Source organism: Micromonospora sp. ALFpr18c (assembly GCF_008868155.1).
Classification (GTDB): Bacteria; Actinomycetota; Actinomycetes; order Mycobacteriales; family Micromonosporaceae; genus Micromonospora.
On record NZ_WBKR01000172.1, the window covers coordinates 1 to 13,948 of the forward strand.

The 13,948-nt window shown below is 72.8% G+C and carries 13 protein-coding genes and 1 tRNA gene; 10 read left to right on the plus strand and 4 right to left on the minus strand.

The window, feature by feature from the left end:
- The first annotated feature begins 68 nt into the window (after positions 1-68).
- The 4 genes from F8271_RS24495 to F8271_RS24510 all read left to right on the plus strand — a co-directional run bounded on the left by F8271_RS24495 (position 69) and on the right by F8271_RS24510 (position 4,498).
- A complete protein-coding gene (locus tag F8271_RS24495) occupies positions 69-1,076 on the plus strand; it encodes a MoxR family ATPase (protein ID WP_151492183.1) in 1,008 nt (335 codons plus the stop codon).
- A complete protein-coding gene (locus tag F8271_RS24500) occupies positions 1,076-2,506 on the plus strand; it encodes a DUF58 domain-containing protein (RefSeq protein ID WP_151492184.1) in 1,431 nt (476 codons plus the stop codon). The genes F8271_RS24495 and F8271_RS24500 overlap by 1 nt, the downstream gene beginning before the upstream one ends.
- The gene (locus tag F8271_RS24505; protein WP_151492185.1) at positions 2,503-3,063 is read left to right on the plus strand and encodes a hypothetical protein; all 561 of its coding nucleotides are present in this window, start codon (positions 2,503-2,505) and stop codon (positions 3,061-3,063) included. Before F8271_RS24500 ends, F8271_RS24505 begins: the two co-directional genes overlap by 4 nt.
- A gap of 103 nt (positions 3,064-3,166) precedes the next feature.
- A complete protein-coding gene (locus F8271_RS24510; RefSeq protein WP_151492186.1) occupies positions 3,167-4,498 on the plus strand; it encodes an NAD(P)/FAD-dependent oxidoreductase in 1,332 nt (443 codons plus the stop codon).
- Between the two features lie 102 nt (positions 4,499-4,600).
- Here F8271_RS24510 and F8271_RS24515 read toward each other — a convergent pair whose 3' ends face one another.
- Complete coding sequence (locus F8271_RS24515; RefSeq protein ID WP_192580439.1) at positions 4,601-6,436, minus strand: hypothetical protein; 1,836 nt, start codon at positions 6,434-6,436, stop codon at positions 4,601-4,603.
- A 101-nt stretch (positions 6,437-6,537) separates the two neighbouring features.
- On the opposite strand from F8271_RS24515, the gene F8271_RS24520 reads away from it, so the two are divergent.
- The 4 genes from F8271_RS24520 to F8271_RS24535 all read left to right on the plus strand — a co-directional run bounded on the left by F8271_RS24520 (position 6,538) and on the right by F8271_RS24535 (position 8,788).
- Positions 6,538-6,618, plus strand: a tRNA-Leu gene (locus F8271_RS24520).
- 110 nt (positions 6,619-6,728) lie between these two features.
- Positions 6,729-7,544: a Bax inhibitor-1/YccA family protein gene (locus F8271_RS24525; protein ID WP_151492187.1), complete on the plus strand. Its 816-nt coding sequence runs from the start codon at positions 6,729-6,731 to the stop codon at positions 7,542-7,544.
- 135 nt (positions 7,545-7,679) lie between these two features.
- Complete coding sequence (locus F8271_RS24530) at positions 7,680-8,438, plus strand: Bax inhibitor-1/YccA family protein (protein ID WP_151492188.1); 759 nt, start codon at positions 7,680-7,682, stop codon at positions 8,436-8,438.
- Between the two features lie 29 nt (positions 8,439-8,467).
- Positions 8,468-8,788: a hypothetical protein gene (locus F8271_RS24535; RefSeq protein WP_151492189.1), complete on the plus strand. Its 321-nt coding sequence runs from the start codon at positions 8,468-8,470 to the stop codon at positions 8,786-8,788.
- A 23-nt stretch (positions 8,789-8,811) separates the two neighbouring features.
- Here F8271_RS24535 and F8271_RS24540 read toward each other — a convergent pair whose 3' ends face one another.
- The 3 genes from F8271_RS24540 to F8271_RS24550 all read right to left on the minus strand — a co-directional run bounded on the left by F8271_RS24540 (position 8,812) and on the right by F8271_RS24550 (position 11,995).
- Positions 8,812-10,074, minus strand: coding sequence for an acetyl-CoA C-acetyltransferase (locus tag F8271_RS24540; RefSeq protein WP_151492190.1), 1,263 nt, complete (start codon positions 10,072-10,074; stop codon positions 8,812-8,814).
- A 68-nt stretch (positions 10,075-10,142) separates the two neighbouring features.
- A complete protein-coding gene (locus F8271_RS24545) occupies positions 10,143-10,955 on the minus strand; it encodes an SGNH/GDSL hydrolase family protein (RefSeq protein WP_151492191.1) in 813 nt (270 codons plus the stop codon).
- Entirely contained in the window at positions 10,952-11,995 is a 1,044-nt protein-coding gene (locus F8271_RS24550) for an SGNH/GDSL hydrolase family protein (protein ID WP_151492192.1), read from the minus strand. Before F8271_RS24550 ends, F8271_RS24545 begins: the two co-directional genes overlap by 4 nt.
- A 150-nt stretch (positions 11,996-12,145) precedes the next feature.
- Here F8271_RS24550 and F8271_RS24555 point away from each other — a divergent pair, with 150 nt between their 5' ends.
- Both F8271_RS24555 and F8271_RS24560 read left to right on the plus strand, forming a co-directional pair.
- Positions 12,146-12,502: a YkvA family protein gene (locus F8271_RS24555; protein WP_139584153.1), complete on the plus strand. Its 357-nt coding sequence runs from the start codon at positions 12,146-12,148 to the stop codon at positions 12,500-12,502.
- A gap of 72 nt (positions 12,503-12,574) precedes the next feature.
- Positions 12,575-13,945, plus strand: a complete 1,371-nt coding sequence (locus tag F8271_RS24560) for a cystathionine beta-synthase (protein ID WP_151492193.1) — start codon at positions 12,575-12,577, stop codon at positions 13,943-13,945.
- The last annotated feature ends 3 nt before the right edge of the window (positions 13,946-13,948 follow it).

Here is a 13,948-nt window from a genome sequence, read left to right on the forward strand (position 1 = left end):
GGGCATCGCATCCATCGACAGCGAGACCGTGCTGGCGCACCTGGGCTCCTCGAACTGGAGAAGATCTGATGAACGACGTGGACCGGAGCATTCCCCCCGCCGAGGTCGGCCACCTGGCGCGGGCGGTCCTGGACGCGGTCGGCACCGTCGTGGTCGGCAAGCGGGACGCGTTGGAGCTGGTCCTCGCCGGCATTCTGGCGGGCGGGCACGTACTCCTGGAGGACCTGCCAGGGCTGGGCAAGACGCTCACCGCACGCTCTTTCGCCCAGGCGCTCGGGCTGGACTTCCGCCGCCTCCAGTTCACCCCCGACCTGCTGCCCGCCGACGTCACCGGCTCGTTCCTGTACGACCAGCGCAACGGTGACTTCACCTTCCGGGCCGGCCCGGTGTTCACCAACCTGCTCCTCGCCGACGAGATCAACCGGACGCCGCCGAAGACGCAGTCCGCGCTGCTGGAGGCCATGCAGGAGAAGCAGGTCTCGGTGGAGGGCGTCACCTACAAGCTGGACGAGCCGTTCCACGTGCTGGCGACCGCCAACCCCATCGAGTACGAGGGCACCTACCCGCTGCCCGAGGCGCAGCTGGACCGCTTCCTGCTCCGGGTCTCCTTCGGTTATCCGGAGCACGAGGAGGAGTGGGAGGTGCTGCGCCGCCGGATGGGCCGCCGCCGCGAGGAGGCGGACATCAAGCCGGTGGTCGACGCGGCCACCCTGCGGGCGATGCAGGCCGCCCTGGAGGACGTGGTCGTGGAGGATTCCATCGGCCGCTACATCGTGTCCCTCACGGCGGCCACCCGGGAACACCCGTCGGTGCTGGTCGGCGCGTCACCCCGTGGCTCGTTGGCGCTGCTGCTGCTGGCCCGCGTGCGCGCGGTGTTCGGCGGCCGGGACTACGTCGTGCCGGAGGACGTCAAGGAGGTGGCGGCACCCGCGCTCGCCCACCGGATCACGCTGCGTCCGGAGATGTGGCTGCGCCGCGTCGACCCGGCGTTCGTGGTCGGCGAGGTGCTGGATGCCACGCCCGCGCCGGCCAGCGGTGCGTTGCCGAGCTACGCCGCCGGCGGGCCCCGGCGCTGATGACCGGATCGACCGTGCCGCACGCTGCCGAGCCGGAGCCGGCCGCCGGCTGGGCGCCCACCCGGGCGCTCGGTCGGGCCGTGCTGCTCGCCGGCCTGCTGCTGGTGGCGGGGGTCCTGCTGGGCCGGGCCGACCTGATCGTGCTGGCCGCGCCGTTCGCGCTGGGCACCGCGTACGCGCTGCGCCGCCGGCCCACCGCGCTGCCGCAGGTCTGGATCAGCTCCGGTGACGAGGGGCCGCTGGTCGAGGGCGGCGACGTCACGGCGGCGGTGAGCGTCGGTAACCCGGACACGGTCGACTACGACCTGGTGGTGGTGCGGTCCCGGGTGTCGCCGTGGCTGCGCATCGACCGGGCCGGCTTCGCCAGTGCGGAAGCCTCCGACGACGCGCCGGCGGCCGATGCCGCGGCACCCTCCGGCGGCGGCACCGGCCGGTCCGTGGCCGATCGGCCGTTCGTGACCTCGGTGCCCACCGGCGCAGCCGTGGATCTGGAACTCGCCGGCCGGGCCCTGCGCTGGGGTCGGCATCCCGTCGGCCCGGCCGGAGCCCGGGTCGCCACGGCGGGCGGCCTGCTGGTCTCCCGCGCGGTGATCACCGAGCCGGTCGGGGTGCGGGTCTACCCGCGTACCGAGCCGTTCGAGGCGGTGGAGGCGATGCCCCGAGCCGCCGGCCTGGTCGGGGCGCACCACTCCCGGCGGCCCGGCGAGGGTGGCGAGCTGGCCGGCGTACGGATCTTCGCTCCCGGTGACCGGCTGCGCCGCATCGACTGGCGGGTGTCGCTGCGCGCCCGGCAGCTGCACGTGGCGGCCACCCTCTCCGACCGGGACGCCGAGGTGGTGGTGCTGCTCGACGTGCTCGCCGAGGCCGGCCGTTCGGGTGGCGTGGGTGGTGCTGCCTCGGTGCTGGACACCACCGTGCGGGCCACCGCGGCGATCGCCGAGCACTACCTGCACCGCGGCGACCGGGTGTCGCTGCTGGAGTACGGGCCGGGGGCGCGACGGTTGCGCCCGGCTGCCGGTCGTCGGCAGTACCTGACGGTGTTGGAGTGGCTGCTCGACGTCCGCGCCGACTCCTCTCCGCACGAGCCGTACGACCAGGTTTTCGGCCCGCAGCTGCTCTCCTCGGACGCGCTGGTGGTGGTGCTCACGCCGCTGCTGGACGAGCGGTCGGCGCAGATGTTGGCCCGGCTGGCTCGTGCCGGGCGGTTCGTGGTGGCGGTCGACACGCTGCCGACCGACCTGACCCCGCCGCGGGATCGGGGCTGGGCGGAGGTGGCGTACCGGCTGTGGCGGTTGGACCGGGAGACCATGATCGGGCAGTTGCGGGAGCACGGGGTGCCGGTGGTGCGCTGGGCCGGCGCCGGCAGCCTGGACCAGGTGTTGCGGGATGTGGCCCGGCTCGCCACGGCCCCGAGGGTGGGTGGCCGGTGAACGCCGTCGTCGAGCGGGTCCGGGCCGCGCAGGTCGCTGTCGGCCGGATCAGCCTCGCACCGCTATTGGTCCGGGGCGGGATCTTCGTCACAGTGCTGGCCGGGTTCGCGCTGGCGTTCCCCGCCGAGGTGCTGACCGGTCGACCACTGCTCTTCCTGACGGTGGTGGCGCTGCTGCCCACGGTGGGACCACGCCGGATCTGGCCGACCTTCGCGGCTGTCGTCATGGTCGGTGGTTGGGTGCTCGCCACCGACGGATACGGCCGGCCGGTGGCGCTGTGGCGGCTGCTCGCCCTCGCCACGCTGCTCTACCTGGGGCACACCCTGTGCGCGCTGGCCGCGTTGCTGCCGTACGACGCCGTGGTGGACCCGGAGCTGATCACCCGGTGGCTGCTGCGGGCGGGTGCGGTGGTGCTGGGTTCCGCGGTGCTCGCGGTGCTGCTGTTGCAGGTCGCGGGCCTGGGTGGCGAGACCGGCCACCAGTGGGTCACCGTGCTCGGACTGCTGGTGGCGGTGGGTACGGCCGCGTTGCTGGGCTGGCTGCTGCGACGCAGGTAGCCCGCTGGGACAGCAGGGTTACGCAGGTCACAGAGGTTGTGCTCCGTCACAGATGGGGGGCGCGGGCGGGATTACCTGAGCAGGCCGGGGAAAGATAGATGACGTGAATCCGAAGCGGATCCTTGTGGTGGGTGCCGGGCACGTCGGCCTGTACGCCGCCCTGCGCCTGTCGAAGAAGCTCAGCTCCCGTGAGGCTGAGGTCATCGTGGTGGACCCCCAGCCGCACATGACCTACCAGCCGTTCCTGCCCGAGGCAGCGGCGGGCAACATCTCCCCGCGGCATTCCGTGGTGCCGCTGCGTCGGGAGTTGCGCCGGTGCAAGGTGGTGGCCGGCACGGTCACCCGCATCGAGCACGACCGCAAGGTGGCCACCGTGCAGCCGATCATCGGTCCGGCCCGGGAGATCGCGTACGACCACGTGATCGTGGCACCTGGTTCGGTGTCCCGGACGCTGCCGATCCCCGGCCTGCACGAGCAGGGCATCGGGTTCAAGACCATCGGCGAGGCGATCTACCTCCGCAACCACGTCCTGGACCGGCTGGACGTCGCCGCCGTCACCCCGGACGAGGACGTTCGCCGCTCGGCGCTGACCTTCACCTTCGTCGGCGGTGGTTACGCCGGCATCGAGGCGCTCGCCGAGATGGAGGACATGGCCCGCGACGCACTGCGCTACTACCCGGAGTTGAAGCCGGAGGACATGCGCTGGGTGCTCGTCGAGGCCACCCAGCGGGTGCTGCCCGAGGTGGACCGGGACATGGGCGCCTACACGGTGCAGCAGCTGCTCAAGCGGAACATGGACATCCGTCTGGACACCCGGCTGGAGTCCTGCGTCGACGGCGTGATCAAGCTGTCCGACGGTGACAGCTTCCGCTCCGACACGATCGTCTGGACGGCCGGCGTGAAGCCGTCGCCGATGCTGGACGCCACGGACTTCCCGCGCGACGAGCGCCGGCGGGTCACCTGCATCCCCACCCTCCAGGTGGTCGACGGCGACCAGGTCATCGAGGGCGCGTGGAGCGCCGGTGACTGTGCCGCGGTGCCCGACCTGACCAAAGAGCCGGGCAACTTCTGCTCGCCGAGCGCCCAGCACGCGGTGCGCCAGGCCGCGCGGATGGCCGACAACATCGCGAACGTGATCCGGGGCCGCGAGCCGGTCAACTACAAGCACAAGCACGCCGGCAGCGTGGCGAGCCTCGGCCTGCACAAGGGCGTCGCCCAGGTTTACGGGATCAAGATGACCGGCTGGCCGGCGTGGTTCATGCACCGGACGTACCACATGAGCCGGATCCCGTCGTTCAACCGTAAGGTCCGGGTGGTGGTCGACTGGTCGCTGGCGTTCTTCCTCAAGCGTGAGGTGGTCTCCCTGGGCCAGCTGCACGACCCGCGCGAGGAGTTCATCGAGGCGTCCCAGCCGGTCGGTGCCCCCCGCGCCTGACCGCCGCTCCACCCCGCCGATCTTGCACTTTCGGTCGCCGTAACGCCCCTGTCGCGGGGGCTTGCCGGTGCGGAATGGGCAAGATCGGCGGCGTTTTCGGGGTCAGACCCGCCAGATCCAGGCGTCGGTGATCCGGGTGGACGGCCCGTAGAGCTGCTCCAGGGTGGCCTTCAGGCTCTCCACGTGCGGGGCGTCGTCGGCCAGCGCCACACACGTCGCGCCCCAGAAGTCGGCGTCCCTGGCGGCCTGCCGGCGCTGCTCGTCGCCGATGGCCGGCTGGTCACCGCGCCGGGCGACGTCCGCCAGCAGAGCCGAGGTGGGCTGCTTGAAGGTGCCCATCGCGGCGGTGCCGCCCCGCCCGTACGGGCCGATGAAGAACCCCTCGGGCAGCCCGAAGTCGGCGTCGGCGGCGGCCGCCCAGCGCATCGGCCACGGCTCCTTGGGTGTGGGCAGCGGCACCGGAACCAGCACACCGCCGGGTCGTACGCACTGCCGCCAGTGCCCACCGGTGATGAACTCCGGCACGGCGGGCCGCTCGGCGGTCGGCAACGGCGTCGGGAAGATCGGCAGCAGCGCCGCGATCACGGCCAGCGGCACGAACCGTCGCGCCCGCCCGGTGCCGCGCAGCGCCCGGTCGACGGCCAGCACCAGCAGTGTCGCGACGATCGGCAGGAGCGCCAGGCCGAACCGCATGGGCAGCGCGCCGTCCACCACGGGCAGCCCGGCGAGCAGGGCGTACGGGCCGGGCAGGGCGGTGCGGGTGCCGCCGAGCACCACCTCCGGGCCGAGCGAGAGGGCACCCATGACCAGTCCCGCGACCACGCAGGCCAGCACCAGTCGCCGTCGTCCGGCCCAGACCGCGCAGGCCACGGCGGCCAGGAGCAGCGGCCAACCGAGGAAGGTGTTGTATTCCGCCGGCCCGGTGGTGAGGTGCGCGGATTCGGCGCGACCGAGCACCGACAGCGGGGAGATCGTCCACCAACTGCTCAGGTCGGCGGAGAAGTAGGCGGGGCTGAACATGCCGTCGGCGACGCCCTGCGGCCCGTCGAACTGGAACCACAGCGGGTACCCGAGCACGAGCAGCGCCAGGCCGGCGGCGACCGCCAGGCCGGCGGCGAAGGTGGGCAGCGCGCGCCGCGCCAGCTCCCGGTCCGTCACCGCGTAGCTGACCGCCATCACGAGCAGTGTGAGGGTGGCGAGGAAGAGCACCTCCTCGCCGACGAAGACCTGCACGGTGACCGCGGCGGCCAGTCCGGCGGCGGAGCTGAGGATCCGTCGCCGGTCCGGTCCGGCGAGCGTCCTCGTCCCGGGGTCGGACGCCCGCAGCAGCCGGACCACCAGCCAGACGATCACCGGCACCAGCCACTGGGCGGTCATGTGCAGATGGCTGTTGGTCTGCGACACCATTGCGGGGCCGAAACCGCACAGCCCGCCGCCGAGCGCGGCGGCGAGCCGGCGGGCGCGCAGCGTCCGGTGGAACAGCAGATACCAGGCGACCGCGGTGCCGGCCAGGTTGGCGGCGGCGAGCAGCGCGAAGGTGACCGGCGCGCCGAGCAGCAGGGTGACCGGCGCGCAGACGACGCCGAGCGCGATGACCGTGGTGTTGGCCATCAGGTTGACCCCGTCCGGGGCGTTGAGCCGGTCGGTGAGCAGGCTGAAGTCACCGAGCAGCGCTCGCGCGTCGACGGCCAGGAACCACTCGTAGAGGGCCTGGTCCTCCGGGTTGAGCGCGAGGGTGCGGCCGGTCGGGTCGGGCCACAGCCCGTGGGTGAGCCAGCCGGCCAGCGTGACACAGGCCACCGCGATCAGCAGGTCGACCTGGTGCCGACGGGCCACGGCCAGCAACCGGGCGGCCCGGGGCCGGCGGTCGACCTGATCGGCGAGGCGGAATGCCTGCTCAGGGGCGGCGTCGGGGGCCGTGGGGGCTGCGCTGGTCACGGCATCGACCCTAATGTGGCCAGCCCGCCGGGGTACGCCGGGTCGCCACGGACCGGCTACGGTGACATTGCACCGTGCGTGTCGGCGCGTCGGTGCCACCCGCCCGGGTGGTGGAAAGGCAGACACGGCCGCCTTAAAAGCGGCTGCCGCAAGGCGTGCGGGTTCGACCCCCGCCCCGGGCACCTGTCGGCTCGCCCGCCGCATTCCATTCGCGATCACCAGGGCTTGGCTGCGCCGTTTACTCTTGGAGGGCACGTTCACGTGCAAACGACCCCCTGAGGGAGGCCAGACAGTGAAGACCTCGAACCCGGTGCTCGCCCGGCTCGGCCAGGCGGCCGAGCGGGAGCGCTCCGCCGGGTACGCACCGACCGGGCCGTACGGACAGCCCGGCATTCCCCAGCAGTACCCGTCCCAGGCCGGCTACCCGGCCGCGCCGCCCACCGTGGCGCCGATGACCGTCGACGACGTGGTCGTCAAGACGGTCGCCCTGCTCGGCATCCTCGGCATCACCGCCGCGGCCGCCTGGGTGCTCGTACCCGACGCGCTGGTCGGTGCCGCCTGGATCGGCGCGGCAGTCGTCGGCCTGGTCCTCGGCCTGATCATCTCGTTCTCCCGGATGGCCAACCCCGCGCTCGTCATCGCGTACGCGGTCGTCGAGGGCGTCTTCGTCGGCATGGTCAGCAAGGCGTTCGAGTCGGCGTACGACGGCATCGTGCTCCAGGCCGCCGTGGCCAGCTTCGGCATCTTCTTCCTGATGGCGATGCTCTACCGGGCGAAGGTCATCCGGGCCACCCCGGCATTCGTCAAGGGCATGATCGCGGCGATGGTCGGCCTGTTCGCCGTCATGCTGATCAACCTGGTGCTGGCGCTGTTCGGCGTCAACACGGGCCTGCGTGACGGCAGCCCGCTGGCCATCGGCTTCAGCCTGGTCTGCATCGTGGTCGCCTCGCTGAGCTTCGTGCTCAGCTTCAAGGAGATCGAGGACGGCGTCCGGATGGGCCTCCCGCAGCGCTACTCCTGGGTGGCCGCGTTCGGCATCCTGGTCAGCCTGGTCTGGCTCTACATCGAGATCCTGCGCCTGCTGAGCTACTTCCAGGGCGACGACTGACCTCGTCCGCTCTGCCGAACGGCGCCCGTCCCCGCTCTCGTGGGGGCGGGCGCGGTCGTCCGCGCCGTTTCGCCGCCACCGCCGGGCCGCCCGGGGGAGAGTGACCGCAGGGGTACGCGGGCGGAGGAGGCGGCGGTGCGCAGCAACAACCCGGTGCTCAACCGGCTGGACGAGACCGGGCGCCTGGAGTCCCGGGTGCTCGGCACCCGTGACGTCGAGCCGATGACCGTCGACGACGTGGTGGTCCGTACCGTCGGGCTGCTGCTCGTCACCGGTGCGGCTGCGGCGGTGTCCTGGGCGGTGATCCCCGACGCGGTGTGGCTGGGCGCCGCACTGGCCGGCAGCGCCCTCGCCTCGATCGCGCTGGTGCTGGTCATCTCCCTGCGCGGGATCACCAACCCGGTGCCCATCGTCGGCTACGCCCTGCTCCAGGGGCTGCTGCTGGGGGTGGCCAGCCGTGCCTTCGAGCAGGTGTATCCGGGCATCGTGGTGCAGGCGGTGGCCGGCACGTTCGGTGTCTTCCTCGGCATGGCGGCCCTCTACCGTGCCCGGGTGATCCGGGCGACGCCCCGACTGGCCCGCCTGGTGATCGGAACCCTGCTCGGCATCGCCGTGCTCAGCGTGGTCAACCTGGTGTCGTACCTGATCTCCGGGCGGCCGGGGCTGGAGGTCTACAGCGCCAGCGGGGAGGTCGGCTGGCTGCCGTACGCCTTCTCGGTGGTGGCGATCATCGCCGGGGCGTTCAGCTTCATCCTCGACTTCGACCTCGTCGAACGTTCGGTGCGCGACGGCCGACCCCGCCGGTACGCGTGGCTGAGCGCGTTCGGCCTGCTCACCGGGCTGGTGTTTCTGTACTGGCAGCTGCTGCGGCTGCTCAGCTACCTGCGTCGCTGACCGGCCCGGCCGGCCGTAGACTCGCGACGATGAGCGCAGCGGAATTGGATCAGGCCGTGCAGCTGCTGGTCCGCCAGGTCGGGCACTGGGAGCAGCCGCGCTGGGCGGCGGCCGCGGCCACCGGCAATGTGCCCCGCGCCGACCTGGTCCACCGGTTGGTGCAGGAGATCGCAAATCTGGCCGCCGACGCCGAGGGCGAACCTCGTCGGACGGTACCCCGGCTGGACAACGACGTGGCGCTGCCCGACCAGTTGCGGGTGGTGACGGCGGATCTGTTTGCCGCCGGCACGGACGCCGAGGTGCTGGCGCGGGCCGCCGCCGAGGTGACGGCGACCCGCAGCGCGCTCTGACGCCCACTTCCGCGAGCGTCAGTTCAGTTCAGCCGCTCCAGCACCATCGCCATGCCCTGGCCGCCGCCGACGCACATGGTCTCCAGACCGATGGTCTTGTCGTGCCACTCCAGGGCGTTGAGCAGGGTGCCGGTGATGCGGGCACCGGTCATGCCGAACGGGTGGCCGACCGCGATCGCGCCCCCCATCACGTTCAGCTTCTCCTCCGGGATGCCCAGCTCGCGGTAGGAGGGGATGACCTGCGCGGCGAACGCCTCGTTGATCTCGACGAGGTCAACGTCGTCGATGGTCATGCCGGCCCGGCGCAGCGCCTGCCGGGACGCCTCGACCGGTCCGAGGCCCATGATCTCCGGCGACAACGCGGTCACGCCGGTGGAGACGATCCGGGCCAGCGGGGTCAACCCCAGCTCCTCGGCCCGCTGGGCGCTCATCACGACCACGGCGGCGGCACCGTCGTTGAGCGGGCAGCAGTTGCCGGCGGTGATCCGGCCGTCCGGGCGGAACACCGGCTTCAGGCCGGCGACCGCGTCGAGGGTGACACCGGCGCGGGGGCCGTCGTCGGTGCTGACCACGGTGCCGTCCGGCGTCGTGACCGGGGTGATCTCCCGCGCCCAGAAGCCGTCGGCGATGGCCTTCTCGGCGAGGTTCTGGCTGCGGACGCCGAACTCGTCCATGTCGGCGCGGGTGACGTCGTACACCTGGGCCAGGTTCTCCGCGGTCTGCCCCATGGTCAGGTAGATGTCCGGCAGGTCACCGGCGTCACGCGGGTCGGTCCACACCTCGGCGCCGCCCTGCGCGCGGCGCTTCGAGCGTTCGCCGGCCGCCGCGAAGCGCGGGTTCTCCCAGCCGCCGCCGACCAGCGCCTGCGCCTCCGGCGGCAGACCGTCGGAACTGCCCCGGGCGTACCGGGAGACCATCTCGACGCCGGCGGAGACGAACACGTCGCCCTCCCCGGCCCGGATCGCGTGCATGGCCATCCGGGTGGTCTGCAACGAGGAGGCGCAGTAGCGGGTCAGCGTGGCACCCGGCACGGTGTCGAGCCCGAGCAGGGTGGACACCACCCGGGCCATGTTGAAGCCCTGTTCGCCGCCGGGCAGGCCGCACCCGAGGTAGAGGTCGTCGACGGTGGTCGGATCGAGCTGGGGGATCTTGTCCAACGCGGCCTGGACGATGGTCGCGGCGAGGTCGTCGGAGCGGACGTCGCGCAGGGACCCCTTGTGCGCCCGGCCGATGGGGGAGCGGGCGGTGGCGACGATGACGGCGTCGCGGGACGACTCAATCGGCATGGACCAACGTTAACCCGCCGGTAACATGGCGCGGAAGAAGCGGGGGCGGCGGGAAATGTCACCCCGATCTAACGCCGCGAGGTCATCGCCGCCGCGGCCGCGACGGCCGGCAGCAGGGCGTGCGCCCACACCCGGTAACCGTCGGCGGAGGGGTGGAAACCGTCGTGGCAGAGCGTCCCCGCGTCGGCCCGGAACACCGGCCCGGTCTCGGTGGCCAGGTCGACCACGGTGCCACCGGCGTCCAGCACGGCAGTGGTCTGCGCGCGTGCCATCCGCCGGCCGGCCCAGCCGACCACCTGACGCAGCGGGGGAGCGATGGCGCGCACCGCGCCGAGATCGGGGCACGTGCCCACCACCACCTCGACCCGCGCCTCGCGCAGCCGGTGCACCGCCGCCCCCAGATACGCGGCCGCGTCGGCCGGCCGGCGCAGCCCGGTGGCGTCGTTCGCGCCGATCAGGATCAACGCCACGTCGGGCCGCTCACCGAGCAGGGCCCGGGCCACCTGGGTGGCCAGATCCGTCGAACGGGACCCGGAGACACCGACGCTGGACAGGTGCACCCGCCGGCCGGCCGGGCCCTCGGCGAGCAGATGGGCCAACTGGCCGCCGATGGTGTCCTCCAGGCGGTCGACGCCCACGCCGAGCGCCGACGAGTCGCCGAGCAGCACCAGCCGCAGCGGCGCAGCACCGGCCCGGCCGATCGTGGCGCGCAGCGCCAGCCCCAGCTCCGGCTGGGCGTACCGCCGGTGCCGGGCTACGAACGCCTCACCGGCCAGGACGGCGGCGCCGCCCACCGTGCCGGCGAGCAGCGAGAGTGCCGCCGCCCGGCCTAGTCGGCCGGGAAGGCCGGCGGTCACGTCCCGCCCGCTGCGCTCGTTCATGCCAGTCCCTCCACTGTCGAGGTGTCCGGGGCGGACCCGCGCTGCGGCACCGCGCCGACACCGAAGAACGCCCGGCGACGCAGCTGCGCCCACCGGCCGGCCGGACCTCGGTCGCGGCCCCGGACCTGGGTGCCGCTGACCTCGGTGCCGGCGTGCCGGGCCGCCTCCTGCGCGGCCTCCGGCAGCGACCGTACGCCCTCGCCCCGCGCCTGTGTAGCCCGTCGTTCCTGCCCCGCGCCGAGCGCCGAGAGCATCGTCGGCAGGAGGGCGGCGGCAGCCATCGCGTACCCCTCGGCGGAGGGATGGAACCGGTCCCAGGCGAACATCCGGGCCGGCTCGGCGGCGAACCGCGGGCCGAGCAGGTCACCGAGGGACACCGTCCAGCCGCCCGCCTCGACCACCGCCACCGTCTGGGCGGCGGCGAGCTGTCGGCTCCAGCGGTGCGCCAACCAGCGCAGCGGCGGCTGGATCGGGCGGATCGCGCCCAGGTCGGGGCAGGTGCCGACGACCACCTCGCAACCGGCGTCGCGGAGCGAGTGGACCGCCTCGACCAGGTAACGCACGGCCAGCCCGCGCGGCGTGCGATTGGTGATGTCGTTGCCGCCGATGAGGATCACCGCGATGTCCGGGCGGTGCTCCAACGCCGCATCCACCTGGTGTCGCAGCGCCGCCGAGATGGCGCCGACCACCGCGAAGCGGTGCAGGCGCACCGGGCGGTGCAGTCGGCGCGACAGACCGGTGGCGAGCAGCGCGCCGGGCGTCTCCCGGCGGCGGTGCACCCCGTAGCCGGCCGCCGACGAGTCACCGAGCACGACCATGGTGAGCGCGGGGCCGGGGAACTTCGCGCCGTACACCCCGTCGCAGCGCGGCGGCGGCGCCTCGGCCATCGGGATGGTGCGTCGGGCCTGCCGCGCCTGGCCGAGCAGCACCCCGCCGGTCGCCACCGCGGTGGCGACCGTCCCGATCGCCGCCAGGCGGACGACCCGCCGGGCGTGTCGCCAGCGCGGACCAACGGGTACGACAGAACCAGCCACCCCCATACCGCGACATTATCGCGCCGGCCCGACACGCCGCTGTCGTCGTGACGGCACCCGGGTGCCTGGAAACCGACGCGACGGGGTACCAGTACGGGGGAGGCCGGCCGACTTGCGCCGACCCGCCACGCTGATCCGGCGGAGAGGAGCGCGACGATGGGGAAGACACTGAAGCGCAGCGCGGCGTTCACGGCACTGGCCCGGGCACTGGCGGCCGGGGCGCGCGGCGGCCCGTCGCTGGGCACCCGGTTGGCGGCGTTGCCCCGGATGATCCGGGCCACCACCAGGGGCGAGTACGACGGCGGCCTCCGCCTGGCCCTGATGACGGCCGCGACGGCGTACATCGTCTCGCCGATCGATCTGCTCCCGGAGATCCCGCTGGCGATCTTCGGGCTGGCCGACGACGCCGTCATGATCACCTGGCTGGCCGGTAGCGTGCTCGCCGAGACCGACCGCTTCCTGGAGTGGGAGGCGCGGCGCAGCTCGGTCATCCCCGGGGGCCTGGTGCCCTGACGGCACGTACGCTGGGCGGCGAGGAAACGTCTGCCCGGCCGCCGTCGCCGGCGCCGCAACGAAGGGCACACCGTGCAGTACTACGACAACGTCGTCGACATGATCGGCAACACCCCGCTAGTACGTCTGCGTAACGTCACCGAGGGCATCCAGGCCACCGTGCTCGCCAAGGTCGAGTACCTGAATCCGGGTGGCTCGGTGAAGGACCGGATCGCCCTGCGCATGGTGGAGGACGCCGAAGCGGCGGGCCTGCTCCAGCCGGGCGGCACGATCGTCGAGCCGACCAGCGGCAACACCGGTGTCGGGCTGGCCCTGGTGGCCCAGCTCAAGGGCTACAAGTGTGTCTTCGTCTGCCCCGACAAGGTCAGCCAGGACAAGCAGGACGTGCTCCGGGCGTACGGCGCCGAGGTGGTGGTCTGCCCGACCGCGGTCGCTCCGGAGGACCCGCGCTCGTACTACAACGTCTCCGACCGGCTCACCCGGGAGATCCCCGGCGCCTGGAAGCCTGACCAGTACAGCAACCCGGCCAACCCGCGGTCGCACTACGAGACCACCGGTCCGGAGCTGTGGAAGCAGACCGAGGGCGGTCTGACCCACTTCGTCACGGGCGTCGGCACCGGCGGCACGATCTCCGGCATCGGCCGGTACCTCAAGGAGGCGTCCAAGGGTCGGGTGCGGGTCATCGGGGCCGACCCGGAGGGTTCGGTCTACTCCGGCGGCACCGGCCGGCCGTACCTGGTGGAGGGCGTCGGCGAGGACTTCTGGCCGGAGACGTACGACCGGGGTGTGGCCGACGAGATCGTCGAGGTGTCCGACAAGGCGTCCTTCGAGATGACCCGGCGGCTGGCCCGCGAGGAGGGGCTGCTGGTCGGCGGCTCCTGCGGGATGGCGGTGGTCGCCGCCCTGGAGGTGGCGCGCAAGGCCGGCCCGGACGACGTGGTGGTGGTGCTGCTGCCCGACGGCGGGCGGGGTTACCTGTCGAAGATCTTCAACGACTCGTGGATGGCCCGGTACGGCTTCCTCGACAACTCCGGCACCGAGCCGACGGTGGCCGACGCGCTGGCCAGCAAGCCGGGCGGGCTGCCCGAGCTGGTGCACGTGCACCCGACCGAGACGGTCCGCGACGCGATCGACTACATGCGCGAGTACGGCGTCTCCCAACTGCCGGTGCTCAAGGCGGAGCCGCCGGTGGTGACCGGTGAGGTCGCCGGCTCGATCGCCGAGCGGGACCTGCTCGACGCGCTGTTCACCGGTCAGGCCCACCTGCACGACACCATCGAGCGGCACATGGGCGACCCGCTGCCGATGATCGGTGGTGGCCAGCCGGTCAGCGAGGCTGTCGGCCTGCTGGAAAAGTCCGACGCCGCCCTGGTCCTGGTCGACGGCAAGCCCAAGGGCGTCCTGACCCGTCAAGACCTCCTGGCCCACCTAGGTGCCCACTAACAG

What these genes read in the sequence shown, in the direction of transcription:
- F8271_RS24495 (WP_151492183.1), top strand. Translation starts at nt 69, where the DNA reads ATGAACGACGTGGACCGGAGCATTCCCCCCGCCGAGGTCGGCCACCTG.
- F8271_RS24500 (WP_151492184.1), top strand. Translation starts at nt 1,076, where the DNA reads ATGACCGGATCGACCGTGCCGCACGCTGCCGAGCCGGAGCCGGCCGCC.
- F8271_RS24535 (WP_151492189.1), top strand. Translation starts at nt 8,468, where the DNA reads ATGAGCGCAGCGGAATTGGATCAGGCCGTGCAGCTGCTGGTCCGCCAG.
- F8271_RS24540 (WP_151492190.1), bottom strand. Translation starts at nt 10,074, where the DNA reads ATGCCGATTGAGTCGTCCCGCGACGCCGTCATCGTCGCCACCGCCCGC.
- F8271_RS24545 (WP_151492191.1), bottom strand. Translation starts at nt 10,955, where the DNA reads ATGAACGAGCGCAGCGGGCGGGACGTGACCGCCGGCCTTCCCGGCCGA.
- F8271_RS24550 (WP_151492192.1), bottom strand. Translation starts at nt 11,995, where the DNA reads ATGGGGGTGGCTGGTTCTGTCGTACCCGTTGGTCCGCGCTGGCGACAC.
- F8271_RS24555 (WP_139584153.1), top strand. Translation starts at nt 12,146, where the DNA reads ATGGGGAAGACACTGAAGCGCAGCGCGGCGTTCACGGCACTGGCCCGG.